The organism is Streptomyces sp. NPDC051582 (genome assembly GCF_040681715.1).
Classification (GTDB): domain Bacteria; phylum Actinomycetota; class Actinomycetes; order Streptomycetales; family Streptomycetaceae; genus Streptomyces.
This window is the reverse complement of record NZ_JBFAZJ010000054.1, coordinates 1-26,771: the sequence shown is the minus strand read 5'-3', so window position 1 is coordinate 26,771 and position 26,771 is coordinate 1. Positions and strand designations below refer to the sequence as shown.

Annotated in this window: 23 protein-coding genes and 1 pseudogene; 8 read left to right on the top strand and 16 right to left on the bottom strand. The window is 73.0% G+C overall.

Going from position 1 to position 26,771, the window contains the following annotated elements:
- Positions 1-79 (top strand): annotated as a pseudogene (locus tag AB0M92_RS37425) (lytic transglycosylase domain-containing protein); the annotation flags it as partial.
- Positions 80-219: 140 nt separating this feature from the next.
- On the opposite strand, the gene AB0M92_RS37420 reads toward AB0M92_RS37425, so the two are convergent.
- The 3 genes from AB0M92_RS37420 to AB0M92_RS37410 all read right to left on the bottom strand — a co-directional run bounded on the left by AB0M92_RS37420 (position 220) and on the right by AB0M92_RS37410 (position 2,938).
- Positions 220-888, bottom strand: a complete 669-nt coding sequence (locus AB0M92_RS37420; RefSeq protein ID WP_366106843.1) for a GDSL-type esterase/lipase family protein — start codon at positions 886-888, stop codon at positions 220-222.
- A 152-nt stretch (positions 889-1,040) separates the two neighbouring features.
- Complete coding sequence (locus tag AB0M92_RS37415) at positions 1,041-1,706, bottom strand: response regulator transcription factor (protein WP_366106842.1); 666 nt, start codon at positions 1,704-1,706, stop codon at positions 1,041-1,043.
- Complete coding sequence (locus AB0M92_RS37410; RefSeq protein WP_366106841.1) at positions 1,703-2,938, bottom strand: sensor histidine kinase; 1,236 nt, start codon at positions 2,936-2,938, stop codon at positions 1,703-1,705. Before AB0M92_RS37410 ends, AB0M92_RS37415 begins: the two co-directional genes overlap by 4 nt.
- A 204-nt stretch (positions 2,939-3,142) precedes the next feature.
- Between AB0M92_RS37410 and AB0M92_RS37405 the strand changes: the two genes are divergently transcribed.
- Positions 3,143-5,449: an MMPL family transporter gene (locus AB0M92_RS37405; RefSeq protein WP_366106840.1), complete on the top strand. Its 2,307-nt coding sequence runs from the start codon at positions 3,143-3,145 to the stop codon at positions 5,447-5,449.
- A 152-nt stretch (positions 5,450-5,601) separates the two neighbouring features.
- The gene (locus AB0M92_RS37400) at positions 5,602-6,699 is read left to right on the top strand and encodes a WYL domain-containing protein (RefSeq protein ID WP_366106839.1); all 1,098 of its coding nucleotides are present in this window, start codon (positions 5,602-5,604) and stop codon (positions 6,697-6,699) included.
- Positions 6,700-6,709: 10 nt separating this feature from the next.
- On the opposite strand, the gene AB0M92_RS37395 is transcribed toward AB0M92_RS37400, so the two are convergent.
- Together AB0M92_RS37395 and AB0M92_RS37390 are read right to left on the bottom strand one after the other, a co-directional pair.
- On the bottom strand, positions 6,710-7,690 hold the full coding sequence (locus tag AB0M92_RS37395) for an SDR family oxidoreductase (protein WP_366106838.1): 981 nt from the start codon (positions 7,688-7,690) through the stop codon (positions 6,710-6,712).
- A gap of 93 nt (positions 7,691-7,783) precedes the next feature.
- Positions 7,784-9,265 carry a YncE family protein gene (locus tag AB0M92_RS37390; protein ID WP_366106837.1) on the bottom strand — a complete coding sequence of 494 codons (1,482 nt, stop codon included), beginning with the start codon at positions 9,263-9,265 and terminating at the stop codon, positions 7,784-7,786.
- Between the two features lie 221 nt (positions 9,266-9,486).
- On the opposite strand from AB0M92_RS37390, the gene AB0M92_RS37385 reads away from it, so the two are divergent.
- Positions 9,487-9,882 carry a hypothetical protein gene (locus tag AB0M92_RS37385; protein WP_366106836.1) on the top strand — a complete coding sequence of 132 codons (396 nt, stop codon included), beginning with the start codon at positions 9,487-9,489 and terminating at the stop codon, positions 9,880-9,882.
- Positions 9,883-10,026: 144 nt separating this feature from the next.
- Here the strand turns inward: AB0M92_RS37385 and rph are convergent, their stop codons facing one another.
- The 3 genes from rph to AB0M92_RS37370 form a co-directional block, all read right to left on the bottom strand.
- Positions 10,027-12,654: a rifamycin-inactivating phosphotransferase gene (gene rph / locus AB0M92_RS37380; protein ID WP_366106835.1), complete on the bottom strand. Its 2,628-nt coding sequence runs from the start codon at positions 12,652-12,654 to the stop codon at positions 10,027-10,029.
- A gap of 159 nt (positions 12,655-12,813) precedes the next feature.
- The gene (locus tag AB0M92_RS37375) at positions 12,814-14,352 is read right to left on the bottom strand and encodes an MFS transporter (protein ID WP_366106834.1); all 1,539 of its coding nucleotides are present in this window, start codon (positions 14,350-14,352) and stop codon (positions 12,814-12,816) included.
- Between the two features lie 60 nt (positions 14,353-14,412).
- On the bottom strand, positions 14,413-15,240 hold the full coding sequence (locus AB0M92_RS37370) for a helix-turn-helix transcriptional regulator (RefSeq protein ID WP_366106833.1): 828 nt from the start codon (positions 15,238-15,240) through the stop codon (positions 14,413-14,415).
- A 142-nt stretch (positions 15,241-15,382) separates the two neighbouring features.
- Here AB0M92_RS37370 and AB0M92_RS37365 point away from each other — a divergent pair, with 142 nt between their 5' ends.
- The gene (locus AB0M92_RS37365; protein WP_366106844.1) at positions 15,383-16,120 is read left to right on the top strand and encodes an SDR family oxidoreductase; all 738 of its coding nucleotides are present in this window, start codon (positions 15,383-15,385) and stop codon (positions 16,118-16,120) included.
- A gap of 89 nt (positions 16,121-16,209) precedes the next feature.
- Here the strand turns inward: AB0M92_RS37365 and AB0M92_RS37360 are convergent, their stop codons facing one another.
- Both AB0M92_RS37360 and AB0M92_RS37355 read right to left on the bottom strand, forming a co-directional pair.
- On the bottom strand, positions 16,210-16,872 hold the full coding sequence (locus tag AB0M92_RS37360) for a deoxynucleoside kinase (protein WP_366106832.1): 663 nt from the start codon (positions 16,870-16,872) through the stop codon (positions 16,210-16,212).
- 244 nt (positions 16,873-17,116) lie between these two features.
- On the bottom strand, positions 17,117-17,899 hold the full coding sequence (locus tag AB0M92_RS37355; RefSeq protein ID WP_366106831.1) for a type 1 glutamine amidotransferase domain-containing protein: 783 nt from the start codon (positions 17,897-17,899) through the stop codon (positions 17,117-17,119).
- 211 nt (positions 17,900-18,110) lie between these two features.
- On the opposite strand from AB0M92_RS37355, the gene AB0M92_RS37350 reads away from it, so the two are divergent.
- On the top strand, positions 18,111-19,190 hold the full coding sequence (locus tag AB0M92_RS37350) for an AraC family transcriptional regulator (protein ID WP_366106830.1): 1,080 nt from the start codon (positions 18,111-18,113) through the stop codon (positions 19,188-19,190).
- A gap of 37 nt (positions 19,191-19,227) precedes the next feature.
- Here the strand turns inward: AB0M92_RS37350 and AB0M92_RS37345 are convergent, their stop codons facing one another.
- A complete protein-coding gene (locus AB0M92_RS37345) occupies positions 19,228-19,728 on the bottom strand; it encodes a VOC family protein (RefSeq protein WP_366106829.1) in 501 nt (166 codons plus the stop codon).
- Between the two features lie 72 nt (positions 19,729-19,800).
- Entirely contained in the window at positions 19,801-20,712 is a 912-nt protein-coding gene (locus AB0M92_RS37340) for a LysR family transcriptional regulator (RefSeq protein WP_366106828.1), read from the bottom strand.
- Between the two features lie 81 nt (positions 20,713-20,793).
- Between AB0M92_RS37340 and AB0M92_RS37335 the strand changes: the two genes are divergently transcribed.
- Positions 20,794-21,732, top strand: coding sequence for a DMT family transporter (locus AB0M92_RS37335; RefSeq protein WP_366106827.1), 939 nt, complete (start codon positions 20,794-20,796; stop codon positions 21,730-21,732).
- Between the two features lie 61 nt (positions 21,733-21,793).
- Here the strand turns inward: AB0M92_RS37335 and AB0M92_RS37330 are convergent, their stop codons facing one another.
- The 4 genes from AB0M92_RS37330 to AB0M92_RS37315 form a co-directional block, all read right to left on the bottom strand.
- The gene (locus AB0M92_RS37330; RefSeq protein WP_366106826.1) at positions 21,794-23,338 is read right to left on the bottom strand and encodes a serine/threonine-protein kinase; all 1,545 of its coding nucleotides are present in this window, start codon (positions 23,336-23,338) and stop codon (positions 21,794-21,796) included.
- A gap of 252 nt (positions 23,339-23,590) precedes the next feature.
- The gene (locus AB0M92_RS37325; RefSeq protein ID WP_366106825.1) at positions 23,591-23,854 is read right to left on the bottom strand and encodes a hypothetical protein; all 264 of its coding nucleotides are present in this window, start codon (positions 23,852-23,854) and stop codon (positions 23,591-23,593) included.
- On the bottom strand, positions 23,851-24,333 hold the full coding sequence (locus AB0M92_RS37320) for a VOC family protein (RefSeq protein ID WP_366106824.1): 483 nt from the start codon (positions 24,331-24,333) through the stop codon (positions 23,851-23,853). Before AB0M92_RS37320 ends, AB0M92_RS37325 begins: the two co-directional genes overlap by 4 nt.
- Positions 24,334-24,542: 209 nt before the next feature.
- Positions 24,543-25,214 carry a MerR family transcriptional regulator gene (locus AB0M92_RS37315; RefSeq protein ID WP_366106823.1) on the bottom strand — a complete coding sequence of 224 codons (672 nt, stop codon included), beginning with the start codon at positions 25,212-25,214 and terminating at the stop codon, positions 24,543-24,545.
- A 138-nt stretch (positions 25,215-25,352) separates the two neighbouring features.
- Between AB0M92_RS37315 and AB0M92_RS37310 the strand changes: the two genes are divergently transcribed.
- Positions 25,353-26,696, top strand: coding sequence for a DUF3533 domain-containing protein (locus tag AB0M92_RS37310; protein ID WP_366106822.1), 1,344 nt, complete (start codon positions 25,353-25,355; stop codon positions 26,694-26,696).
- The last annotated feature ends 75 nt before the right edge of the window (positions 26,697-26,771 follow it).

Sequence of the window (26,771 nt, the reverse complement as noted above, 5' to 3'; positions counted from 1 at the left end):
GGGCCTGGACTACATGAACTCCCGCTACGGCAGCCCCGTCGGCGCCTGGAACTTCTGGCAGACCCACCACTGGTACTAAGCCACCAGTGACCGCCCGGACAGCACGCAGCACGCAGCACGCAGCACGCAGCACGCAGCGCGCACGAAAGACGCTCGGCCCGATCACCGGCCGAGCGTCTTTCGCATACCCCGGCCGCCGGTCTCAGCCCGACCGGTGCCTCACGCGACCAGGCGCAGCCAGGCCGCGGCCAGGGCGGCGTGACCGGCGGGCGTCGGGTGCACGGAGTCCGCGGCCCAGTGCTCCGGCCCGCCCGTCGAGGAGAGCCCGGCGAACATGCCGTCGGCGGCGAGCAGGTGCGCGCCGTACCTGCGGGCCAGCCCGCGCACGACCTGGATCTTCGGATCCAGGTCGACGCGCCATTCCTCCCTCTCCTTCTCGCCGATGCGCGCGTGATCGCCACCGGCCTCGACGACCCCGTGGATCGGCAGGAGGAACGGCTCGATGAGGATCAGCTCGGTGCCCGCCTCGGCGAGGGGAGCGAGCAGGCGGTCGTACCCCGCTTCGAACTCCCGCGCCGAGATCACGTACCCCTCCGGGTCCAGCGTGTGCCAGCCCATGTCGTTGACCCCGACGAGGATCGACACCACGTCCGGGTGCGCGTCGAGTACGTCCTTCTGCCAGCGGGCTTCGAGATCCATCACCTTGTGGCCGCCGATGCCGGTGTTCAGCCACGTCACGGGGCGGTCCGGGTGCCGCAGTCCCCATTCGCCCGCGATGCGCAGCGGGTAGCCGAACCCGAGGCCGTCCTCGCTCTCCAGGCGCCGGCAGTCGGTGATCGAATCGCCCGTGAACATCACGGTGCTGCCGGGTCGGATGTTGATCGTCATGTGCGCTCCTCCGTTGGTGTGACCGAAGGTGCCCGACCCGGCCGACACCGGACCGACACGTCACTGACAGTCCCCGACAAGGCCCCGATGCGCCGCCGACACCACGGCTCCGTCGCCCGACCACCCCTGGTCGGGGCGCCGGTCGCACCAGGTCAACCGCCGCGGTGCCCCGCGGCCACCAGGCCCGATTCGTAGGCCGCGATCACGGCCTGGGCGCGGTCGCGCACCCCCAGTTTCGTGAAGATGCCGGTGATGTGGTTCTTGACCGTGGAGACGCTGATCTCCAGGTCCCCGGCGATCTCCGCGTTGTCGAGCCCGGTCGCCAGCAGCTGCCAGATCTCCAGCTCGCGGGGCGTGAGGCCGTCCGGGGCCTTCGCCGCCGGGCGCGGCCGCGCGCAGGACCGTACGTACGTGGAGATCAGCCGTGTGAGCAGGCGGGGCGCGACGGCGGCCTCGCCCGTGTGGACGGTGTGGACCGCGGCGATGAGCTCTTCCGGCGAGATGTCCTTGGGGAGGAAGCCGTACGCGCCGGCGCGCAGGGCGGCGACCACGTACTCGTCCATGTCGAAGGTGCTGAGGGCCAGGACGCGGGATTCCGGCAGCGTCCGCGCCAGCTCCTCGGTGGCCCGGACCCCGTCGAGGACCGGCATCCGGATGTCCATGACGACCACGTCGGGCCGCAGCTCGTGAGCCAGGGCGACCGCCCGGGCTCCGTCCTCGGCCTCGCCCACCACCTCGAACGCCGGGTCGGGCGCCAGGATCAGGGCCAGGCCGCGCCGCACCAGGGGCTGGTCGTCGGCTATGAGCACACGGATCATCCGCGCAGGTCCTCTCGCTGTCCCCCCGGGGCGGCCGCCGGGAGCCTGGCCGCCACCCTGAATCCGCCGCCGTCGTGCGAGCCGGTCTCCAGGGTGCCGCCTTGCAGCGCGACGCGTTCCCGCATTCCGATCAGACCGTACCCGCTGCCGGTGGCCGGTCGCGCAGCCCCTGCCCGCGAAGCCGCAGTCCGCGAGGCCCCGGGCCGGGCGCCGGCCGCGCCGTCGTCGCGCACCTCCACCTCGACGCCGTCCGGTCCGTACGTCAGCCGTACGTGCGCGCGGGCGCCGACCGCGTGCTTGCGGGCATTGGTCAGGGCCTCCTGGACGATCCGGAACACCGTCAGGCCGACGGTCGGCGGCAGCGGGCGGGCGGTGCCCCGCACGGTGAACTCGGTGGGCGTGCCCGCCAGTCGGGACTCGGAGATGATCCGTTCGAGGTCCCCGGTCCCGGGCTGCGGAGCCGGAGGGGACTGCTCCGGTTCCTCCCCGGCCCGCAGGACGTCCAGGAGCTGCCGCATCTCCCGCAGCGCCATCCGCCCGGAGCCCTCCAGCGTGACCAGGGCCTCGCGCGCCACGTCCGGATCGTGCGCGAGGTTGGCCCGGGCGCCGCCGGCCATCAGCTGCATGGTGGTGATGTGGTGCGCGACGATGTCGTGCAACTCGCGCGCGATCCGGCGGCGTTCCTCGGCCACCGCCCGGTCCGCCAGCAGGGTGCGCCTGGCTTCGGACTCCCGCTGCCAGCGTCCCACGACCAGCCCCGTGCCGACGACGAGTGCGACCGCGACCGAGTTGCTGAGCAGTCCCGCCAGAACGGACGAGTCACCGTATCCGCCGCTGATCATCGTGAGCGGTACGGTTCCCGTGGCGGCCGCCGCCGTGACCGCGGGGCTGCGCAGCCGGGTCACGGTGTACAGCGCGACCATGTAGGCGGCGGAGAAGTGCGGGCCCTGCGCAGTGGTCAGGTTCAGCGCGACGCCGAGCGCGAGGACGGCGCACAGCACGGTCACCGGCCTGGCCCGGCGGGCCAGCAGACAGGGCGCGGCGAGGACCACGAGGACGAGTGCCCGCACGGTCAGGGGCCGTCCGTCGTCCGCGGCGCCGAGCGAATAGCCGATCAGGTCGTTCACGGCCGCCCCGATGGCCACGAGCGCGTCATTGCGGGTCCAGTCGAGGACCGGCCCGCGCGCCTTGGCCCCGCCGTCGCCGCCATGGCTCCCACTGCGTATCGGCATGCCCGCCGGTCCCCCTCCGTCACCGGCCCACCGGTCCGTACCGGGGCACCGCGATTCGCGTACGGGAACCATTCTCGCAGCGGCGGCGCGGCGGTTCCCCGACCCGGAGGGGGAGGCCGGACCAGGACCGGAGTCCTGGTCCGCGGGGTACGCCGGACCCCGGTCCCGGGCGCGGGTTCCTCCCTCGCACCGACGTTTCGCGGCGTGGGCGCTGATGAGCTGGACGACGTCCGGGAACACCCGGTCGATCGAGCTACGGAGGACCCCGTGATCCGCGCCCTGACCGGCTTCGCCACCCGAAGTCCCTGGAAGGTCATCGCACTCTGGGCGGTGTTGGGCATCGCCATGGCCGTCCTCGGCCAGGCCTTCCTCTTCCGCGCCACGCAGCCCAGCGCGGGCGAGTTCCTGCCCGCCACCTACGATTCGGCGGCGGCGCTGAAGGTCGCAGAGGAGCACTTCGGGGTCAAGCCCGACGCTAATCCGCTCACCGTGCTGGTGGCCCGGGCGGACGGGGCGAAGCTGTCGGACGCCGACGAGCGCCGGATCGACGACGAGGCCGCGAAGCTGGCCCGGCGCGAGGTGGCGATGCCCAAGACGGAGGAGACGCCGCCCCTCGTGCAGGACCACTCCCAGGTCCCCCGGGTCAGCCCGGCGATGACGGCCCCGGACCGGAGCTTTCGGCTGCTGTCGGTCGAACTGACCGGCAACCCCATGGATCCCGGGATGCAGGACCTGTACCGGGCCTTCCGGGACCACGCCCGGGCCGAGTTCGCGGAGGCCGGGCTGCGGACCGGATTCACGGCGGGGATCGCGGACAGCGTGGACACCGCCGATGCCGAGAAGACCCGCTCGACGGTCGTCGGCATCGCCATGCTCGTGGTGATCGTGCTGCTGCACGTCCTGGTGTTCCGCAGTCTCCTCGCCGCGCTGCTGCCGCTGCTCGTGGTGTCGGTGATCGGCGGCGCGGCCGCCGGTGTGGTGGTCGGGGCCTCGCTGCTCACCGGCGTCCAACTCGACGCCTCCACCCCTCAGCTGATCAACGTGGTGCTGATCGGGATCGGGATCGACTACTTCCTCTTCCTGCTGTTCCGCTTCCGTGAGCAGCTGCGCGACCGGCCCGAGCAGACCGGACGCGCCGCGGCGGCCGAGGTCGCCGGGCGGGTGGGTACCGCGGTCACCTCCGCGGCGCTGACCATCATCGCCGCGTTCTCCACCCTCGGCGTCGCGTCCTTCGGCCAGTTCCGGGTGCTCGGCCCGGCGATCGCCGTGTCCGTGCTCGTGATGCTGCTGGGCAGCCTCACCCTGATGCCCGCGCTGCTCGCCGTCACCGGGCGCAAGATGTTCTGGCCCTCGCGCGGCCTGCGCAGGGAACCCTCCGAGGGCACGGCCGGGCGGATGGGCCGCCGGGTGGCGAAGCGTCCGGTGACGATGGTGCTCGCCTCGCTGGCCCTGCTCGGCGCGCTCGCGGCGGGCCTGGCCGGGATGCACATGGATTACGGAACGGGCGGCGGGGGAGACGCGAACACGGCGGCGGCCCGCACGGCGACAGAGATCTCGCGCGCCCTGCCCGCCGGAGTGTCCGACCCCACCACCGTGTTCGTCACCGCGTCCGACGGCGGCCGGATCGACCCCCGGACGCTCGGCGGCCTGTCCAAGGCACTCGCGGCGGTCGACGGCGTCGGCCAGGTCGCCCCGCCCGTACCCAGCGCGGACGGAAAGGCTGCGCGGATCGACCTCTTCCTGACCGCCGAGCCGGGGGGACAGCAGGCCCGCGACCTGGTGTCCGGACCGGTCCGGGACACGGTCACCGCGCACCGGCCCGAGGGCACCGAGGCGCACGTGGGCGGCACGGCAGCGCTCTTCGCCGACATCTCGTCCGCCGTGTCCGGTGACTTGAAGGTGGTCTTCCCGGTGGCCGCGGGCCTGATCGGACTCATCCTGATCCTGCTCCTGCGCAGTCTGCTCGCACCGCTGGTCCTGATGGTCTCCGTCGGCCTGGGCTTCGCGGCGACCCTCGGCGCCTCGGCACTCGTCTCCCAGAACTTCCTGGACCGGCCGGGTGTGAACTTCATGCTGCCGCTGGTGCTGTTCCTGTTCGTGGTCGCGCTGGGCACCGACTACAACATCCTGATCAGCGACCGGATACGGGAGGAGATGGAGAAGCCCGGTCCGGCCCGGGCGGCCGTGGCCCGGGCGGTACGACACACCGCTCCGGCCATCGCGACGGCCGGCCTGGTCCTGGCCGCCTCGTTCGGCAGCCTGGCCGTCAACCCGAATCCGGGCACGCAGGAGATCGGCTTCGCGACGGCGCTGGGGATCATGCTGTCGGCGTTCGTCCTGTCGATCGTGCTGGTTCCGGCCCTGGCCGCGCTGCTGGGCCGGTCGATCTGGTGGCCGGTACGGCCGCGGCGCACCGACCACCGCGGCGGCGGGAACGGGTACGGCCACCCCGGCCACCCCGGGAGCACCGGGCCCGCCGACGACAGGGAGCGGCCGGTCCCGGTGGGCTGACCGGGTTCCGGTCCACGGGCGCTTGAACGCGCCGGGCGCGGGAGGCCGTACGGGCCTCCCGCGCCCGGCGCCGATCCGCGTGCCGCCGCCGAAGCGGGGGAGGGCGGGGGCAGGTACCGCACGGGTGGCCATCCGTCCCTGATCCTTGGAGCATGCGCGCCGCCCGCCTGATCCGCATGGCCCTCCTCGTCCAGTCCACCCCCGGCCTGACCGCGGCCGCCCTCGCCCGCGAACTGGAGGTCTCCGAACGGACCGTGATCCGCGACGCCCAGGCACTGCAGGAGGCCGGCATCCCCGTCAGGTCCGAGCGCGGCCGGGTCGGCGGTTACTTCCTGGCCCCCGGCTACCGGACCCGGCTCACCACCCTGAACCCGAGCGAGGCGGAGACCCTCTTCCTGTCGGGGCTGCCGTCGGCCCTGCGGGACCTCGGGCTGTCGGCCGCCGCGGACACCGCCCGGCTGAAACTGACCGCGACCCTGCTCCCGTCCCTGCGCGAGGCCGCCGAGTCCTCGGTACGCCGCTTCCACCTCGACGCCCCGGCCTGGTTCCGCGAACCGCCCACCCCGGACGTGCTGCCGGAGCTGGCCCGCGCGGTGTGGTCCGACCGGGCCGTCGAACTCTCCTACACGAGGCCGGGGCGCGACGGAGCCACGCCCGCTGCGGTGTCCCGGGTCGTGGAGCCGTACGGACTCGTCCTGAAGGCCGGTACCTGGTACGTCGTGGCGCGCATCCCCCACGGGGCGAACCGCGACGGCGGCTGGCGCACCTACCGCGTCGACCGCGTCACGGCCCTGACCCCCGCTCCCGACCGGGACGGGCCGTTCGTGCGCGATCCGTCCTTCGACCTGGCCGCGCACTGGGAGGAACGCTCCGCCGCCTTCGCCCGTACGCTGCTGCGCACCACCGTCCGGGTAAGGCTCACCGCACGGGGACTCGGCCGGCTGCCCTCCGTCGTGGACGGGGCCGGCATCGGGGACGCCCTGGCCACCGCGACGGCCCCGGACCCCGCCGGCCTGGTCACCCTTGACCTGCCGGCGGAGTCCGAAGAGGTCGCCTACGACCAGCTGGCCCGGCTCGGCGCGGACGCCGAGGTACTGGCCCCGGCCGCCCTGCGCGCACGCTTTCGCGCGCACGCCTCCGCACTGGCCGCTCTCTACGGAGCCGCGGAGCCCGGGGAACCCGCGGAGCCCGGGGAACCCGCGGAACCCGCGGAACCCGCGGAACCCGCGGAGCCGGGTGGCCGGGGGTAGCCCGCCATGATCAGCGGTAGTCCTCGGCGGAGCCGTCCTTCCCGCCGTACACGACGTCCTCGAAGTACGCCCAGACGTCCGGCCGGCTGCCGTCCACGTCCCGCACCCCGTACACCTCGGCGAGCTCACTGCTGGAGGTCGACTTGCCGTTCCACCGCGCGGCGCGCCCCGGGTCGGCGGCCAGCGCCGCGACCGCGCGGGCCAGGAACCAGGGGGATTCCGCGATCGCGAAGGCCGGATCCCGGGCGATCGCGTCGCGCCAGTTCTCCTCGCTCACCCCGAAGTGGGCGAGCATCTGCTCCGAACGCAAGAAGCCCGGCGAGACCGCGACGGCCGCGCCCCCGTACTCCGCCAGCTCCTGGCCCAGCCCGAACGCGAGCCGGATCGGGGCGTTCTTCGCCAGGTCGTAGTACATGTTCTCGCGGTAGCGGCGGTTGAAGTGCGCGGTGCCGTCGGTGACCTCCACGTGCAGCGGCGCATCCGAACGGATCAGCAGCGGCAGCAGCAGCGCCGCGGTGATCACGTGCGAGCGGACCCCGAGCTCCAGGATCCGCAGGCCGTCGGCGAGCGGGGTCTCCCAGCTCTTCTTCCCGAACACCGATCTCGCCAGGAGGTGCTCGCCGCCCCACAGGTCGTTGACCAGGATGTCGAGCCGCCCCTGCTCGCGGTCGATCCGCTCGGCGAGGGCCCGTACCTGCCGCTCTTCGAGGTGGTCGGTGGGCACCGCGATGCCGGTGCCGCCGGCCGTGGTGACCAGCTCGGCGGTCTCCTCGATCGTCTCCGTGGTCCGGCCGACTTCACTGGCACGGGTCCGGGTCGTGCGGCCGGTGACGTACACGGTCGCTCCCGCCCGGCCCAGCTCGACGGCCTGGGCCCGTCCCGCACCGCGCGTGGCCCCCGCGACGAGTGCGATCCGGCCGGCGAGCGGGCGCGCCGGGCCGTCGTGGTCGGCCCGGGCCGCGTACTGCTTCGTCTTGTCCTCGTTCTCCATGACATCCATCGTTCACGCCATACCTGACAGAACACGTCACCCTTTTCCGTTCCCCGCGCGGCGCACCACGGCCGCGACCGGCGGGCGGACCGGCTACGGCCGTTCGCCGGGGAACGTGCGCCGCGCCGCCGCGCGTCGGTCCGTACAGGTGGTCGCGGTGGCGGCCGCGTGGGTGTCGTCGCCGGTGAACGTGGCGGTGTAGCAGGCGTCGTCGTCCCGCCTGCCCCGGACCGCGCAGGTGGCCCGGCCGCGGCTGTCGGTCACATCGGCGCACAACACGTCGGAGTCCCTGGTGAACAGGATGCTCCTGTCCTCCAGGGGCCGGCCGCCGCCGGTCAGCCGGGCCTTCAGGATGGGACCGCGATCGCCCTGGGTGCCCGACGGCCGCTTCCCGTGCCCGCCCCCGTCCCCGTGGCCCTCGCCTCGTCCCTTCTCGGTGCCGTGGCCCGTTCCGCGCCGCTCCGCCGTCAGCGTCAGGGCGGTCGGGGTCGCACCGACCCCCCGCGTTGCGATCGCCACCCCCAAGGGGATGGCGAAGCCGCCGATGGTGTCGGTGACCGTGTGCGTGGCGGTGTCGATCACGGAGACGGAGTTGTCCATGGAATCGGTGGCGTACGCGTGCGCGCCGTCCGGGGTGACGGCCACGCCGAGGGGTTCCTCCCCGACGGGGACGGTGGCGATGACGGCCGGCGGGTTGGCCGTGGTGTCGATCACCGACACGCTGTCCGTGCCGAAGTCGGCGACGTAGGCGCGGGTGCCGTCCCGGCTCACCGCCACGTCGGCGGGGCTCGTGTTGGTCCCGATGGGGACGGTGAAGCGGACGGTGTCGGTGGCGGTGTCGATCACCGACACCGTGCCGTCGCCGAAGTCGGTGACGTACACGCGCGCGCCGTCCGGGCTCACCGCCACACCCTGCGGGAACTGGCCCACGGGGACGGTGGTCAGGAGGGTGTTGGTGGTGGTGTCGACCACCGCCACGTTGCGGTCCAGGAAGTTGGCCACGTACGCGCGCGTGCCGTTCGGGGCGATCGCCACGTCCTGGGGGCGGGTGCCGACGTGAACGGTGGCGATGACGGCCGGCGGGACCTCGTCGGCGGTGATCACCGTCATGTCGTTCGAGATGGTGTTGGTGACGTAGGCGCGCGTACCGTCCGGGCTCACCGCCACGCCCACCGGGTTGTCACCGACGGGGACGGAGACGGACCCGCCCGCGGCGGGAACGACCAGCGACACGGTGTCGGAAAGCCTGTTGGCGACGAAGACGCGGTTGCCGTCCGGGCTGACCGCCACGCCGTTGGGGTCGTCACCGACGTCGATGGTGGAGGTGACGGTGTTGTCGGCGGTGTCGACGACCGACAAGCTGCCCGCGAGGCCGTTGGCGACGTAGGCGAAGGTTCTGGCAGGCGCGGGGACCGGCTGCGTGGTCGCCGAGGCGCTGGGGACGACGGCCGTGGCCAGCAGCGCCAGTCCCGCGAACCCGACCCTGGCCGGCGCCCACCACGCGCCCCCGCCTGAGCCCCCGCCTCGTCGAGCCCGCCTTCGTCCAGGCGTGTCCGAGACCGCGATACCCGACATCAAGACCTCCCGCAGCACACGACACCGACGTACGATCCCCTGCGCGGCCGACGCTAGGCAGCGCGAGCACACCATGCCCGGCCCCACGCCCACGGCCGGGGACCATACGGACCACCCGAGTACCCCGAACGGCTGCGCGCCCCCTCCGCCCACGCCACGCGAAACGGCGTCGTAGTGTGTGCCTGGCGCGGCGCGGGAGTACGACGGGGGTGACGTCCGGCATGACGCATGACGGTGGGACGAGTACGAACGGCCTCACGGAGGGCGGGGAACGGGCGGACGTGGCCTCGGTGCTGCGGTTCGCTACGGAGCTGTGCGCGTGGGTGGCCGCGCCGTGGGCCTTGGCGCCCTGGTCGGTCGCGGCCGCGGTGGCGGCCGTGGCGCTGCTGATCGGACTGCCGACCGTGTTCTCCACCCCCGGTGACAAGGCTCATGTGATCGTGGCGGTGCCGGGGGCGGTCACCGTGGCCCTGGTCCTCCTCCAGCTCGTCGCCGCGGTAGCGGCGTCCTGGGCGGCCTGGCCCACGTGGGCGGCCGTGACGGTGACCGCACTCGCCGTCGCCTGTCTGTGGACGGAGCGCACCCGTTGGCGCCGGCTGCTCGGCGGTTCCTCCTAGATGTCGCCGCCGCCGGGCGGCCGTTGTGGCAGCGGGTCGATCGGCTCGCGCAGGCGCAGGGCCGCCGGGAGGTCGAGCCGCCCCTCGCGCGCGGCCCGTACGGTGTACGCGTCCTCGGCCGCACCGGGAGCTCCTGCGGGTCCGTCACGGCAGGACTTCGACGTACCCGTCGGTTCCGTGCACGCGGATCCGCTGCCCGTCCCGGATGAGCCGGGTGGCCTGCTCCACGCCCACGACGGCCGGCAAGCCGTACTCCCGTGCGATCACCGCGCCATGGGTCATCAGGCCGCCCACCTCCGTCACCAGGCCCGCGATGGCGACGAACAGCGGCGACCAGCTCGGGTCGGTGAAGGGCGTGACCAGGATGTCGCCCTCTTCGAGATCGGCGTCCGCCATGTCGAGGATGACGCGGGCCCTTCCCTCGACGGTCCCGGCCGAGACCGGTACGCCCACCAGCGCGCCGGCCGGTACGTCGTCGCGCCGGTACGCCCCGGTGAGGGCCTCACCGTCGGAGGTGAGCACCCGGGGAGGCGTGAGCGCGTGGTACGAGCGGAACGCGTCCTTGCGCCGCTGGACGAGCTGTTGGTCGTCCATCCGGTTCGAGCGCACGACGTCGTGGAATTCCTGGAAGGTGAGGTAGAAGACGTCCTCCTTCTCGGGGATCACGCCCGCACGCACGAGGCGCTCGGCCTCCTCCAACAGGGCCCGCTTGTAGACGAAGTAGCGGCTGATGATGCCGTACTTGGGGTACTCCCGGTATCCGATGAAGGTTCTGACCCGGTCGATCATCGCCTTGGTCTCGGCGGCCTTGCGCTCGCCGTCCGGCAGGGCCCGCAGGCGTGACAGCACGTCCCGCTCCTTCGCCAGCGCCTTCTGCCGGCCTTGTTCGAAGCGCCGTTCGGCCGCGCCCGGCCCGAAGTTCCGCACGTTGTCGAGGATCACGGGCACGAGCGTGCTCGGTCGCTCGCGCCAACGCGGCCTCGTGACGTCGATCTCCCCGACGCAGCGCATGCCGTACCGGTCGAGGTAGGCCTCGATGGCGTCGTGCGCTTCGGCACCGCCCGGGAGCTTCGCCAGGCCGCCCGGGAAGTCCTCGTCCCGCGCGCCCTCCAGGAACGCCACCACCTCCGGATGCGGGCGGACCACGTCGGCGACGTCGAGCAGCGCCAGTCCCATCTCCGACGTGATGTTGTCGGGGGCGGACAGCGTCAGCGTGTCAGCCGCGTTCTTCTCGCCCAGCCACTCCTGCAACCTGTCGTTGAGCCACCACGTGGCCTCCATCCCCGCCATGATCGCCTGCATGCTCAGCGGATCACCGAGTACGCGCTTGTGCTCCTCGAAGGCCTCCAGCAGGAAGTCGAAGAGGGCCGGTCCGCTCTTCGTCCGGATGTCGCGCTCCAGGGCGGCCACGGACGCCTCGCTGCGCTCGATCAGCCCGGTGACCAGGGCCGGATCGGTCTCGATCGGGGCGGGCGCACCACCGGGCGGCGTCCCGCCGGGCGGCGTCCCGCCGCGGCCGCCGCGGCCGCCGGGTCCGGCGTCCGGGAGCGGTCTGACGAAGTCCTCGCGGTCGAGCACGGTCTCCAGGGCGTCCCTGATCAGCGGATCGCCCTTCCCCATGGCTTCCAGGAGCCCGGCGCGGCTCGCGGGCGAGGCCAGGCGCCGGGTGACGTCGACGAACAGCCGCCCGCCGGCCTCGTGCATGGCCACCATGGCCGTCAACTGCCACATGGAGTACCCGAGGGGCTTCATGGGGTCGGTCATCATCTGCCCGTGGCCGACGGAGACGTAGACGCGGTTCTCCTCGTCGCCGGCTCGCGGGACGGGGAACAGGGTCGTGATCGGCCGGCTCTGCACGATCCGGAAGTCGTCGCCGTCCAGGCACCATTCGATGTCCTGAGGACTGCCGAAGTGCGCTTCGATCCGACGCCCGAGCCGTACCAGCCGCACGGCCTGTGCATCCGTCAGCGCTGGCTGCTCCTGCCGCTGCGCGTCGATCGCCACTTCCCGCGTACCGCCGTCCGGCAGGGCGGTCACCGCACGCTGTTTGGCGGCGATCGTCCTGGCGACGACCTCGCCGGCCCGCACCCTGAAGACGTCGGGGTTCACCAGGCCGGAGACCAGGGCCTCGCCGAGCCCGAAGCCGGCGTCCACGGTGGCGACCTTGCGGTCGCCCGTGACGGGGTCGGCCGTGAACAGGATGCCGGACGCCTGCGGGAACACCATCCGCTGCACCACCACGGCCATGTGGACCGTGCGGTGGTCGATGCCGTTGCGCCGCCGGTAGGTCACGGCCCGCTCGGTGAACAGGGAGGCCCAACACCGGCTGACGTGCCGGAGAACGGCCGCCGGCCCCATGACGTTCAGGTACGTGTCCTGCTGACCGGCGAAGGAGGCCGTCGGCAGGTCCTCCGCCGTCGCGCTGGACCGGACGGCGTACGCGGCCTGCTCGCCGAGCCCGGTCAGCGCGTGCGAGATCGCCGCCGCGACGTCGCCCGGGACGGCGGTTTCCTCGATGATCCGGCGCACGCGCGCGCTGAGCGTGCGGACCGCCTCCCGGTCGTCCGGGTTCACGCGGGACAGTTCGTCGAGCCGATCGGCGATCGACGGCGCTTGCGCCAGGACCTGCCGGAAGGCGTCCGTCGTCACGCAGAAGCCGCCCGGCACCCGAGCGTCCTCGATCCGCGACAGCCCGCCCAGGTGCGCGCCCTTGCCGCCGACGACCGCGACCTGAGTCTCGTCGACCTCGTGAAGAGCCAACACGTACCGCACTTCGTGCCCTCATTTCCGCAGGTTGTGGCAACAGCCGTTGATTCTGCGTCCTGACCGGGGCCTTGTGGCAAGCCCCCCTGTGCGCTATAAGTTGAGAGTGGCAAGGAGATCCGCTCTCCTTGCCTTTGCTTTTCCCCGGGGCGAACAGGGCCCCGTCGCTCAAGCGGGATCGTCCTGGCCGCGGGCCGGCGCGGAGAACTCCGCCTTCCCGGGGAGCAGGACGACCGCCGCGCACGCCACCAGCATCACCGCCGCGCCGACGTAGAACGCGGCCGAGACGGCGGTGGAGACCGCGGACCTGAGAGCCGGGACCAGGTCCGCCGGGATCCCGGCGGGCATGGGCGAGCCCTGCTGCGTCGCCGTCACCGCCTTCCCGATGGACCGCTCGACCCGGTCGAAGCCGTCGGCCGGGATGCGGCCGTCCTCACGGAGGATCCGGCCCAGCCGCCCGCTCTGGAGGTGCGCCACGATGGCGCCCATGACCGCCAGCCCCAGCGCCGCGCTGATCTCCCGGGCGGTCTGCAGCATCCCCGCCGCGTTGCCGCGCATCCGCAGGGAGGTGTTGTTGAGTGCGGTGATCCAGGCCGGGCTGACGCAGAGCCCCATTCCGATGCCCATCGCGCAGTAGAAGGGCACCAGCCAGCCGTAGTGCTGCCGGTGCAGTTCCACCGCGGAACACAGCAGGGCCCCCACGCACAGGACCATCCCGGCGCCCAGGGGAACGCGCGGTCCCAGACGGTCGTAGAGCCTTCCGCCGAGAGGCGCGAAGACCACCGTGGGGAGAGTGAGCGGCAGCACGGCGATGCCGGCCTCGAAGGGCGACATTCCCACGACGTCCTGAAGCCACACGACCCCGAACACCGCGAATCCGACGAACGCGAAACGCACCGACGAGATGACGCCGGCCGCCACCGCGAACTCCCTGTTCTCGAACAGCTCGAAGTGCATGAGCGGATCCGGCCGCCGCCGTTCGCGGACCACCAGGAGCGTCATCAGTACGGCTCCGGTGGCGAGGAGCGAGGGGACGGCGGGCGAGGACCATCCCCAGTACCGCGCCTGCATGAGGGGGAGGACCAGGCAGACCAGAGCGCCGATCAGCAGGGGGGTGCTCGTCCAGTCCACTCGTTCGCGCCGCCGTGGCTCGCGCGTGAGGAGGAAGCGTGCGAGGACCAGTGCGCCGATCCCCAGGGGCGGGTTGACGAAGAAGATCGCGCGCCAGGAGAACACCGTCGTCAACAGGCCGCCGATCAGCGGAGCCGTGCCGTACAGGAGGGTGGCGACGCTGGACGAGATGCCCATGGCCTGGCCCCGCTCCCGGCGCCCGAACTCCTTGATGATGAGCACCTGGGAGGCGGGCCGCAGGATCGCCGCACCTGCGCCCTGGGCCGCGCGCGCGGCGATGAGCCAGGCCTCGGTCTGGGCCAGACCCGCCGCGACCGAGGCCACGACGAACAGCGCGGTGCCGAAGCGGAAGGCGCGTTCGTGTCCGAAGGCGTCGCCGACGCGTCCGCCGATCGGGCTCATGCAGGCGAAGGCGAGCAGGTACGCGTTGATGACCCACTGCAGTCCGGTGGTCGAAGCGTCCAGACTCCGCTGGATGGTGGGAAGCGCGACCAACACCACCAGGGCGTCGATGGCGACCATCGAGGAAGCGCAGGTCATCACCCCGAGGACCCACCAACGGTGACGCTCGCTCATGATCCGCTGTCGCCGCGTCACGGAGTCCCTTCCGGCAGATTCGAGTCCGCCCCTTCCTTCTTACACGGTTTCGCCGCCCGGGTCGCTCGACGCCGCGTAGATCACGAGGGTCTGCTCCGGCCGCCCTGCCGCATGGAACGCCGTGTAGGCGTACGTGGTGACCGCGCCGCCGTCCGGCGAGCGGAGCCGCTTGTGCCCGCCCCCGCGTGCCTCGACCTCGAACCGCGGCCACCAGTCCCGCACTTCGGCGCTGCCTTCGTGCAGTTCGCCGACCAGCCGCTCGAAACGCGGATCCCCGGGGTGGGCGCCGGCCAGGGAACGCACCCGCGCGAGCAGCCCGCGCGCCTCGGGCTCCCAGTCCACCAGGACCTCCCGTGCCCTCGGCTCCAGGAAGGTCCAGCGCGCGAAGTTCGGCCGACGGCCGTCCCCGCTGACCAGCCCCGGGAACACCCTCTCGGTGGCCGGGTTGTGGCTCAGCACGTCGTACGTGCCGTCGATCAGGAACGCGGGATGCGGCTGGAGCAGCAGGGGTACGGCGGCCACCTCCGGGGCGACGGCCCCGGGCCCCGTTTCCTCGGTGGCCGGTGCGCGTCCGGCGAGCCGGTAGAGGTGGTGGTGCTCGTGGGCGTCGAGACGCAGGACGCCGGCGAGGGCGTCCAGGACCTGGTCCGAGACGCGGATGTCCCGGCCCTGTTCCAGGTACGTGTACCAAGTGGCGCTCATGCCGGCGAGGAGCGCCAGCTCCTCGCGCCGCAGCCCCGGGGTGCGGCGACGGCCGGTGGACGGCAGGCCCGCCTCGCGCGGGGTGATGCGCTCGCGGCGACTGCGCAGGAAGGCCGCGAGCTCCCGGCGCTGCTCCCGAGCGTCGGACGGGCCGCTCTCCGACATGGCACTACCACCCCTGATTCCAGAATAAACCGGCTCTGGATACCAGGCTAAGCCCCGCGCACACTGGCTGTGCACGTCGACAACGGCGGTGCGGACGAAAGAGCGGAAGAACGACATGAGCAGCAGCACCGAGGGACCCGTCGTGTCAGGCATCGCGGGCAAGGTCGTGGCCATCACCGGGGCGAGCAGCGGGATCGGCGAGGCGACCGCACTGCTGCTCGCCGAGCGCGGCGCCCGGCTGGTGCTGGGCGCACGCCGCACCGAGCGCCTGGCCGAGCTGACCGCGCGGATCGAGAAGGCCGGCGGAGAGGCGGTCCACCTCCGTACGGACGTGACCCGGATCGACGACCTCCGCGCCCTGGTCGCCCTGGCGGTCGAGCGGTTCGGACGGCTGGACGTCCTCGTCGGCAATGCCGGGGTGGGCACGATCTCGCCGCTGGACGATCTGCGCACCGACGAGTGGGACCACATGGTCGACGTCAACATCAAGGGCGTGCTGCACGGAATCGGCGCGGCCCTCCCCGTGTTCCGCGCGCAGGGCGGCGGACATTTCGTCACCACGGCGTCGACGGCCGCGTACCGCGTCGTGCCCGCGATGGCCGTCTACGCCGGTACGAAGGTCGCCGTACGGGCCATCTGCGAAGGCCTGCGCCAAGAGGCGGGGCCGACGCTGCGGGTCACGACCGTCTCGCCCGGCCTGATCTCCACCGACTTCGCCGAGGCGTCGAGCAACGACCGGGTCCGCGGCGACATCACGCGCATGCGGGACGAGGTCGGCATCGAGCCGGCGGCGGTGGCACGGGCCGTGGCCTACGCCATCGAGCAGCCCGCGGACGTGGACGTGAACGAGATCGTGGTCCGGCCGACCGCGCAGAGCTGACCGTCGGCCGGCCGGCGGCCCCGCCGGGGCCGCGCCCTGCGCGTACACGCGGGCGCGGCGGAGCAGGGTGCGTTCGGCGCCCGGCGGGCTCAGCCCCGGTGGCCGACCGCGGCCAGGGCGTCCTTGACCTCCTGGGCCACGCGGGCCGCGTCCTCGGGGTTGTTCACCACGTCCGTGCGGTTCATGTCGATGACGAGGACCTCGCTGGCCGAGTAGTGCTTGTGCACCCAGTCGTCGTAGCCGGACCACAGGGTCCGGTAGTACTCGACGAGGCTGTCGTCCTGTTCGAAGTTGCGGCCCCGCAGCCCGATGCGGTGCAGGACCGTCTCGAAGTCCGCCTTGAGGTAGACCATGAGGTCGGGGGCCTTGCGGTACGGCAGGCCGTCGATCTCGCGCATCATCTCTTCGAGCAGCCCCTCGTACACCCGCATCTCAAGGGAGCTGATCCGGCCCAGGTCGTGGTTGACCTTGGCGAAGTACCAGTCCTCGTAGATGGACCGGTCGAGGACGTTGTCGCCCTGCTTGTACGCCTCCTTGATCGCCGCGAACCGGGTCTGGAGGAAGTAGAGCTGGAGCAGGAAGGGGTAGCGCTTCGCCTGGATCTCCTCGGGGCTCGCCGTGTAGAAGAGCGGCAGGATCGGGTTGTCGTCCACGCTCTCGTAGAAGACCTCGCTGCCCAGTTCCTTGGCGAGCAGTTCGGCAACGCTCGTCTTGCCGATTCCGATCATGCCTCCGACGCAGATCACTGGCATACCTCACTTCTCCCCTGGGGATCTTCTGTTCGTGGGCGGGCGGGCTGGGCGACCCGCGCACGCAGACGCACGCCGGCGCTCGCGCGATTCCCCGGGATCTTCATGATCAGCGTCGTGCGGCCCCGTCCGGACCGTTCCGCGGTCGCCGTGCACAGTGACGATCCGCAGTCCCGAGGCCGCCCTGAATCTTAAATGAAGATTCACCCGTCCCACTCATTCCCAGGCCCGCCGACGGCCGTACCGACTATCCGCTCTCCGTGGTGGACGGTGCGGGGGCGGGCCGGTGGGAGCGGACCAGCGCGAGGTAGTCCGCCGCCAGGCGGTGGCAGTCGCCCGGCCAGCGCGCGGAGACGTAGTTGCCGTCCCGCACGGTGAACCCGCGTCCGGGTCGCGCCGCGGTGTCCCTGACCGGCAGCGGCGGTCCGGCCAGGAAGTGGCCCGGCTCGGCGAGGGCCGCGGTGACCTCCGCCTGGACGGTGGCCGCGTAGGTCCGGTAGTAGCGGCCCAGCCACAGCCGGGTCAGGTTCCAGGCGGTGAGTTCCAGCAGCGAGGTCAGGGCCGTGGTCCGCCGCCCGTACAGCACCGAGCGCCCGGTCGCGGGGTCCTTCGCCCGCGCGGCCAGCAGTACGCCGTGGCACACCGCTCCCACCGGCAGCCCCACCAGGAAGACCCGCGCGAACAACCGCTGCGCGACCGGGTCCTCCAGCAGCGTACGCATCCCCTGGGCGTGCCCGCCGGGCACGAACAGCCCCGTCAGGAGCGCCGGATCGACCTCGGCGTAGGTGAGCGGGGCGCGGAAGCGGGGATCCTCGGTCAGCCGTCCGTAGGCCGCCAGCCCGGCGCGCCGGGTCATCAGCCAGGGGGAGAGCCAGGAGAAGCCGGTGTCGGTCAGCCGGTGGTCGGCCAGGGCGACCCGCCCGTCGGGCGTCGCGAACCGTACGTCGTACCCGGCGTCCCGCAAGGCGGCCCAGGGGACGGCCGCCTCGGTCGGGTCGTAGCCGGACGAGGGCAGCAGAAAGACGATCAAAAGCGTGCTCCTTCGAGTGCGCACGAGGCGGACTGCCCGCGCGCCGGCGCAGAGGCCTGCCGGCGCCGAGGCGTACCGGCCCGCCGCAACGGGCAGCCCGACCCTAGGAGCACGGCCGGGCCAGGTCATTGACCCTGGCGGCCGCCTCGTTGACTCCCCGGCCCCCGCGGCCGGTTGACTGTGGGCCGCGGCCCGGCATTGACTGGCCGCCATGCCCAGCATCGAGCCGTCCACCGTGGCCGCGTCCTACGCGCGCGCCGTCCTGAGCGCCGCGGCGGACGCCGCCGACGCCCCCGGCGCGGGCGCCCGGAGCGACGGTGCGGCCGGGCCCGGCGCCTGGGCCTCGCCCCGGGACCGGCTCCCGTTCGCCGAGGTGCGCGCCCTCTGGGACTCGGTGATCGGCGGCGCGGACACGGCGGGCGGCGCCGACACCGCAGGCGGCGCTTCGGGCGCCCGCGGGGGAGACCCGTACGCAGGCCTGCGCGTCGGGGACGCGATCAAGCCGGGCAGCCTGCACGTGCTCGGCCACGTGGTCCTCACCTGCGCGAGTCTCGCGGAGGCCGCCGAAGCGGCGGTCCGCTACCACCCCCTGGTCAGCCAGGCCGGCGCGGTCACCCTGCACCGCGGCGCCGAGACGACCCGTATCCGATACCGTCCGACCGTCGACCCGGCCACCATGCACCCGCAGCAGGTGGAGGCGGTCGTCACCGGCATGGTGAGGGCCGCCCGCTGGATCGCGGGGGACGGCTGGGCTCCGCTGTCGGTCTCCTTCACCCACGCCCGGACCGGCTCCGCCGAACCGTACGCCCGGATCCTGAACTGCCCCGCGGTCTTCGGCGCCCCCGAGAACGCGATCACGGTGGGCAACCGCGAACTCGACCGGCCCCGAGCCCCGCACGACCCCGAACTCGGAGCCCTGCACCGGGCCTACGCGGACCGGCTCCTGCGCGAACTGTCCACGGCGGTGACCCTTGCGGAGCGGGTCCGGCAATGGCTGGACCACGCCCCGCTCGACGGCACCGGCCCCGCAGACGCGGGCAGGGGCGTCCACCTCAGCCCCCGCACCCTGCGCAGGGCCCTCCAGGAGGAGGGCACCTCCTGGCGCGCCCTCCTCGACGAGGCCCGCCACCGCCGGGCCCGCCGGCTGCTGGAGACCACGGACCTGCCGCTCGACCGGATGGCGCCCCTCGTCGGCCTGAGCGGAGCCACGGCACTCGTCCGCGCGTTCACCCGCTGGGAGGGCGTCACCCCGGGCGCCTTCCGCCGGGCGCACCACGCTCCGCGCCGGTAGCCGGCGCCGGACGGGCTCCCTCCCGTACCCGTACTCCTCAGGTGGCCGAACCGGCAGCAGAACCCGTCGCGAGGTCCGCGCCCCAGCGCGCCATGGCGGCGGGCAGGTCGAGCGGGCCCGGACGCGTGTCGGAGTCCCCGGCGGGCCAGTCCTCGCGGGGGACGCGCCACATCAGCTCGAACTCGTTGCCGTCGGGGTCCTTGGCGTAGAAGGACTTCGAGACCACGTGGTCGCTCGCGCCGACCAGCGCGCCGCGCTCGGTCAGCTTCTGTCCGAGCTCCGCGAGCTCGCCGAGCGTGCCCACCTCCCAGGCCAGGTGATAGAGGCCGACCCGGCCCTGCTCGGGACCGGGCGCGTCGGCGCCGACCGAGAACAGTCCGAGGTCGTGGTCGTTGAGGCTGCCGGGGGCGCTCAGGAAGGCGGCGCGACCGGCGACCAGGTGGTCGACCTGGAATCCGAAGACGTCGGTGTAGAACGCCACGGAGCGCTCGACGTCGCGGATCCAGAGCACGGCGTGGTTCAGGCGGCGGACGGACATGCGGCAGCGCTCCCGGTGGCTCGAATGGTCTGGCTCGATGTGGGTGCCTCCAGCATAACGTTCAAATTCGAACTACTGGTGAGTATCCGGGCCCTGAATCGACGCGGCGGCGCGGCGCAGCTCGGCGAGGACCGTCCGCACGGCCCGTCGCGCCGTGCGCTCCGGGCGGTGCAGCACGTCGATGTGGCGTCGGGCGTGCACCCCGCTCAACGGCCTGAGGACGAGGTCGGGGTGCGCACGGGCGGTCCAGCGCGGCATCAGCGCCAGGCCACCGCCCGCGGCCACGACCTCGGCGACCACAGCGAACTCGTTGATGCGGTGGACGATGTCGAGCCGGCGATTGGCGACGCTGGCGATGGCCTCGATGGTGGCCATGAGCGGGAATCCGTCGTGGACCGTGATCCAGGGCTGGTCGGCCACGTCCTGGGGCGAGAGCCGCGGACGGGAGGCGAGCGGGTGTCCGACGGGCAGGGCCACGTCGAGGGGCTCGTGCAGCAGGGTGGTGGCGGCCACGGCGCGCGGCCACGGCGGGCCGTGGTCGAGCCGGTGGGCGAGCACGAGGTCGTAGTCCCGGGTGAGGGCGGGGAAGCGGTCCTGGGCGACGTCCTCGTCGGCGAGGGCCAGGCGGGGGCCGCCCGGGCCGGCGAGGGCCCGCAGCAGGAGCGGGAAGAACGCGGAGCCCGCGCTGTGGAACGCCGCCACCGAGACGCCGCCGTCCGGTTGCTCCGCGAAGTCGGTGATGGTGTGCCGTGCCCGGGCCAGGGCGCTCTCCACCTCGATGGCGGCCCCGGCCAGGGCCTGCCCGGCGTCCGTGAGCACCACCCGGCGGCCGGCGCGTTCGGTCAGCGGCACGGGAATCGAGCGCTGGAGCAGCCTCAACTGCTGCGAGATCGCCGAAGGCGTCACGTGCAGTGCCTCGGCTACCGCGGTGACGCTTCCCAGTTCGCCCAGTTCCCGCAAGATCCGCAGCTGCCGTTCGTCCATGGTCACAATGTAGTGCTGCTACAGGTTGGGTTAAGAAGTTGGTCGTAGCCTTCAAGATCCATGGTCGGGCACCGTGGGGTCATGCCTGTCGCACGCCGTACCGATGCGGTACTCCTGCTGGTCGCGCTCGTCTGGGGGTCCAGCTATCTGGCCGCCAAGACGGCCACCGTCGCCCTTCCCGTCCTGGCGGTCCTGTTCGCCCGGTACGCGATCTCCGCGCTCGCGTGCGGCGCCCTGGTCGCCGCACGCCGCCGGACGCGCCGCCGGTGGACGCGGGCGGAGGTCCGCGCCGGCTCGCTCCTTGGCGTCACCCAGGCGGCCGTTCTCGTACTGGAGACCTACGGCGTGGCGCACACCAGCGCCGCCAACGCCGGACTGATCATCAGCCTGACCATCGTGCTCACGCCGCTCATGGACCGGGCCCGGGGACGGTCCGGGCTGCCCCTGGCGTTCTTCCTCGCCGCCGGGCTCTGCGTCCTGGCCGTCGGGCTGCTCATCTCCAGCACCGGCCTGCACGCACCCCGCCTGGGGGACGCGCTCATGCTCGCCGCCGCGGTCGTCCGCGCCGGGCACGTCGCACTCGTCGGGCGGCTGACCGCAGGCCGCCCCGTGGACCCGATGCACCTGACGACCGTCCAGACCGTCGTCGGCTCGGTGCTGTTCCTGCCGCCCGCCATCGCCCACCTGCCGGAGCTGGCCCGGGCAGGCGCCACCACCTGGACCCAGTTGATCTATCTCGCCCTGTTCTGCAGCGTGTTCGCGTTCGTCGCCCAGACCTGGGCCGTACAACGCACTTCGGCCAGCCGGGCCAGCCTCCTCCTGGGCACCGAACCGATCTGGGCGGTCGCGATCGGAATCTGCCTAGGCGGTGAACGCCTCACGGTGTGGGCCTTCCTGGGAGCCGTCCTCATGGTCGCCGGAACCTACTGGGGCCAGGCGGTCGAACGAGCCCACCGCGCCGCGGAGCAGAGCGCGAAGGAGGAACCGGCGTACCGCCCGATGACCCCCACCAGCGCCTGATCGTCCCGGTGCTCGGCCGCCCTCCGGGAACACCGCGCGACCCGCGGGCCCGAGCGGATCGTCAGGGGGTGCGCAGGGCCGCGGTCAGGCCGGCGTCGTACGCGTAGCGCTCACCGGCGTAGCGCAGCAACGCCTCGTGCAGCCGTCCGATCTCCGCCCGCGCCAGCCCTTCGTTGCGGAAGCGGATGGTGGTGACCGCCGCCCGGGACCCGGGGCCCAGTGGCCGGAAGCGTTCCCAGACGACGTTCTTCGTCGCCGTCGGCGCCAGTTCGCCCACCACGACGAACTCCTGGTGCAGACCCCAGCGCGTCGCCCTCAGGGTGACCCGGCTCAACTCCTCCCAGGTCGCGTTCCATTCGTGGCCCTCGCGCAGGAAGTGGAGCCCGTTGCCCGCCACCCGTACGCAGGCCGCGTCGCCGCGCGCCATGGCCACTGCCCCCAGACCGAACAGCGCCACCGCGACGATGCTCGCCAGCACGGCGGCGACGGGATGGTCCACGAAGTTGTCCACGGCCACCCAGAGCGGAACGGCCGCCGCGAGCACGGCCGCGAACGCGACGCGCATGTGGCCCATGGTGTACCGCACTTCGACAGGCCCTGCCGGTGGCCGATCGGCGACCGACCGGACGCGAACCGCGTCCGGGACGGCGTCCGCGACCGGCGGTACGACCGGCTCGGGCCCCCGCGGCGCCGGCGCCGGTGCCGGTGCCGGCGCGGGAGCCGGAGCCGGAGGCGGAACCGGGGAGGCCGCGGGAGCGAAGGGCACGTCCGGCAGGGTGGTCGACGGCGCCACGGTCACCGCACCACCCCCGCTCAGCGAGGACAGCACCTCCTCGGCCGAGGGCCGCAGCTCCGCTCGCTTCTCCAGGCACCCGCCCAGCACCACCCGGAGCCCCTCCGGTACGCGTTCCAGGCTCGGCGTCTCGTGCACGACCCGGTACAGCAGCTGCGCCGCGCTGCCCTCGCCGAACGGCATGCTCCCGGTCACCGCGAAGCACAGCACCGTACCGAGGGAGAAGATGTCGCTGGCCGTGCCCACCCTGGCGCCCTGGGCCTGCTCGGGCGACATGAATCCGGCGGTGCCGATCGCCACGCCGGTCCGGGTGAGCATGGTCGCGCCGTTCAGCGCCTTGGCGATCCCGAAGTCGATGAGCCGCGGCCCGTTCTCCGTGAGCAGGACGTTCGCGGGCTTGAGGTCCCGGTGCACGAGTCCCGCCCGGTGTACGGAGTGCAGCGCCTCGGCCATGCCCGCGCCCAGCCGCCACACCGCGTCCTCCGCCAACGGCCCGCTCTCCCGGACCCGTTCGGCGAGATTCGGCGCCGGGATGTAGTCGCTGGCCACCCAGGGGGTCTCCGCCTCCGGATCCGCGTCGACCACGGTCGCCGTCCAGAACCCGCCGACCGCCTTCGCCGCCTCCACCTCGCGCCGGAACCGCGCCCGGAAGCCCGGGTCCGAGGCGATCTCGGGCCGTACGACCTTCACCGCCACCCGCCGACCGCTGCGCGACTCCCCGAGGTAGACCTGCCCCATGCCGCCGGCGCCGAGCCGCGCCGTGATCCGGTACGGGCCGACCGCCGCCGGGTCACCGGCCTTCAACCGCTCCACAATCCCCCCGAGTGCACTCGCCTACAGGAGAACCTAGAGCCGGCCCGCCCCCGCTGTCAGCCCAACGGCCGTCGTTCGCGGTCAGCTCACCGGCGGGCGGCGACCACTCCACGGGAGCGCCTGTTCGAGCAGGGTGCGCCACCTGGAGCAGCAGGTCCTCACGCCATGGCGCGGCGACGATCTGGACGCCGACGGGGAGGCCGGAGGCGGGGTCGTGGTGGACGGGGACGCTGATCGCGGCGGCCGCCGGTCTCAGACGGGGGTGCCCCGGTTCCGGCCCGGGCGGAGCAGCAGCAGGTCGTCGTGCTCGCGGCGGCGGCAGGCCGCGGCGAAGGCCGACGCTGCGCACGGGTCGGCCAGAAAGGCGCGGTACCGCTCCCCGGTGAGCTCGTAGTACTCCTCGTAGTCGACGACGCCCGAGCTCACCGGGATCGACACGTAGTACCGGCCCGAGTCCCTCTCCGCGCCCAGCGAGAAGCGGTCCGCTCGGGAGACGTACGCGTCCTCGAACCTCACGGGCCGCTCCCCTCCCGCGGCCGGCCCGGGCCGGCCCCGAAATCGGGCAGGGTCAGCGAGCCGTCCGCGGCGAGGGCGAAGCCCGGGTTGTGGGCGACCTCCCAGGCGTGCCCGTCCGGGTCGGTGAAGGCGCTGGAGTAGAACCCGATGGCATTGACGGCGGCCGGCTTGGTGACGGTTCCGCCGGCCGCTTCGACGGTGGCGAGCAGCTCGTCCACCTCGGCCCGCGAACGGACGTTGTGAGCCAGGGCGATGCCGCCGAACCCGCCGCCGTCCGGACCCGCCGCCGCCCGTCCCGGCGGCAGGCCGCAGTCCGCGGCCAGGAGGTCGCGGTCCCACAGGACCAGGGCGAGGCCGCCGGCCTGGAAGAAGACGGTCCGCTCCACCTCCTGCCCCCGCCAGCCCAGAGCCTCGTAGAAGCGCCGGGCGCGGGCGAGGTCGCGGACGCCGAGGGTGACGAGGGAGATGCGCTGTTCCATGCGGCCACGGTAGGGGGCCGCAGGGCCGTGCGCCCGCAGCCCCGTCCGTGTCCGGAGCCGTTCCGCGGCCGCGCGACGGAACGGCTCGGGCCGGCGCGGCCCCGATCCGAAGGGCAATCCCTGAGGGGGTGACCGCAAAGTCCCGCCTGTCGCGCCGCGCCCGGCACGGCCCGCCCTGCGGGCGGACGCCGCCACTTCACGGACACCCCCTAGCGGGGCGCCGCGGACGCGCTGCCGCCGTCCGCGACGCGGCGCCGGACCTGGTTCTCCTGGGCGAGCCGGCGCAGCAGTTCGAAGACCGGTGCGCAGATGGCGAAGACGATGACGGCCCGCTCGGCCAGGGCCACCGGGTCGTCGAGGCCGTCCGCCCGCTCCAGGTCCAGCCGGGCCACCGCCTCGGCCAGCTTCGCGTAGGCGGCGAGCTCACCCGGGCCGTACTGGGCGTCCAGCCTCCGCAGCTCCTTCAGTGCCGACGTCAGCCCCTGTACGTGCGGCGAGGTCTCGGGCGTCCGCCAGTCCAGGTCCGCGAGCAGCTCCGCCACTTCGGCTCCGGCGGCCGTCTCGGCCTCGGCCTCCTCCTCGGGGTCGGCCGGGCTCTGGCCCGCCACCGGTACCGGCAGGGCGTAGCTGATCGCTCCGAGGGCCCCCTCCGAGCTGTCGGCCTGGTCGACGGCCCCGAGCACTTCGCGGGTGGCCGCGATCGAGAGACCGCCGAGCGTGGTGAGTGCCTTGATGAGCCGCAGCCGCTCCGCGTGCTCCTCCCCGTACTCGGCCAGCGTCGCCGCGGTCGCCCTCCCCGCAGGCAGCAGGCCCTGCCGCCGGAAGTATTTGATGCTGGCGACCGGCACGCCGGTCCGCCGGCTGAGCTCCGAGATCTTCATGTGCGGCTTCCCTGCTGGTCACGGGGTCCGGTACCCGTCATCGGCGATTGGACACGACAACAAGATACTGCCACTATCCAGTGACTGGATACCTTGAGTATCCAGTCAATCAGGAATCGCCGCCGCACCGGAGAATCGATGCCCCAGTCCACACACCCCTCCGTGCTCCGCCAACCCCGGCTGTGGGTCGGAACGGGACTCATCGCCGCAGTCGTCTCGATGTTGTTCGCCCTGCTCTACGTCGGCGGCAACGTCAACCCCAAGGGCAATCTCCGCGACCTGCCCGTGGCCCTGGTCAACGCCGACGCCGGCTCCGACGCAGGAGGCCGCCACGTCAACATGGGCGAGCAGATCGTCGCGGGCATCCGGAAGACCGCCGAGGGCGACAAGAGCATCGACTGGCAGATCGTCACCCGCGAGGAGGCCGACAAGCGGCTGGGCCGGGGCAAGGTCTTCGGCGCCCTCGTCATACCCGGGGACTTCAGCGCCACGGTGACCGCCCTCGCCGCCCCGCAGCCCGCGCCGCAGGGCAAGGCCGCCCCTCCCACCCTCGCCGTGCTGACCAACCAGTCGGCCGGCAGCATCGGCTCCTCGATGGCCTCCCAGGCGGCCCAGAAGGCCGCCCACGCCGCTTCCGCCCAGATCGGCCAGGAGCTCCTCAAGCAGGCCGCGGCGCAGAAGACCCCGCTCCCGACGGCCGCCCAGCTGGGGCTGGCCGACCCGGTGAACGTCACCGTGGCCGACGGCCACCCCGTCGGCTCCCGCAGCGCCCTGGGCCTGAGCGCCTTCTACTACGCGCTGGTCCTCGTCGTCTGCGGCATGCTCGGCGCCAACCTGGTCAACTCCCAGGTCGACACGGCACTCGGCTACCTGCACACCGACTACGGCCCGGTCCGCAAGCGCGAGCCCGTCCGGCACACCAGCCGCGTCCGCACGCTGGCCATCGGCATGGCCCTCATGCTCGGCATCTCGCTCGTGATGGGCACCCTCGTCGAGGTCGCCACCGTCACGATCCTCGACATGGACGCCTCCCACCTCGGCCTGCTGTGGCTCTACTCCGTCGCCACCATCGCCGTCGTCGGCATCGGCAGCCTGGCCCTCTTCGCGGCCTTCGGCACCCCCGGCATGCTGCTGGCCACCATCGTGTTCGTCGCGATGGCCGTCCCCTCCTCCGGTGCGACGGTGCCGCTCCAGGCGCTGCCCGGGTTCTTCCGGGCCCTGGCCGAGTTCGAGCCGCTGCGCCAGATCACCGAGGGCATGCGCGCCATCCTCTACTACGGCGCCCAGGGCGACGCGGGTCTGAGCCGGGCGTGGGCCTCGATGGGCATCGCCCTCGTCGCCGCGCTGCTCTTCGGCTTCGCCGTCACCCGCCTCTACGACCGCCGCGGGCTGCACCGCATCCCCCGGCCGGCCGCCGCCGATTCCGGGGCCGGGGCCGAAACCCCCGAGCCGACCGGGGCCGGGGCGAGCGCCACGGCCTGAGCGGACCGTCGTGGGGTCCGGGGGGGGGGGCGCCCCCCCCCCCCGCCCCCCCCCGGCCCGCCGGGCCGGGCGGCC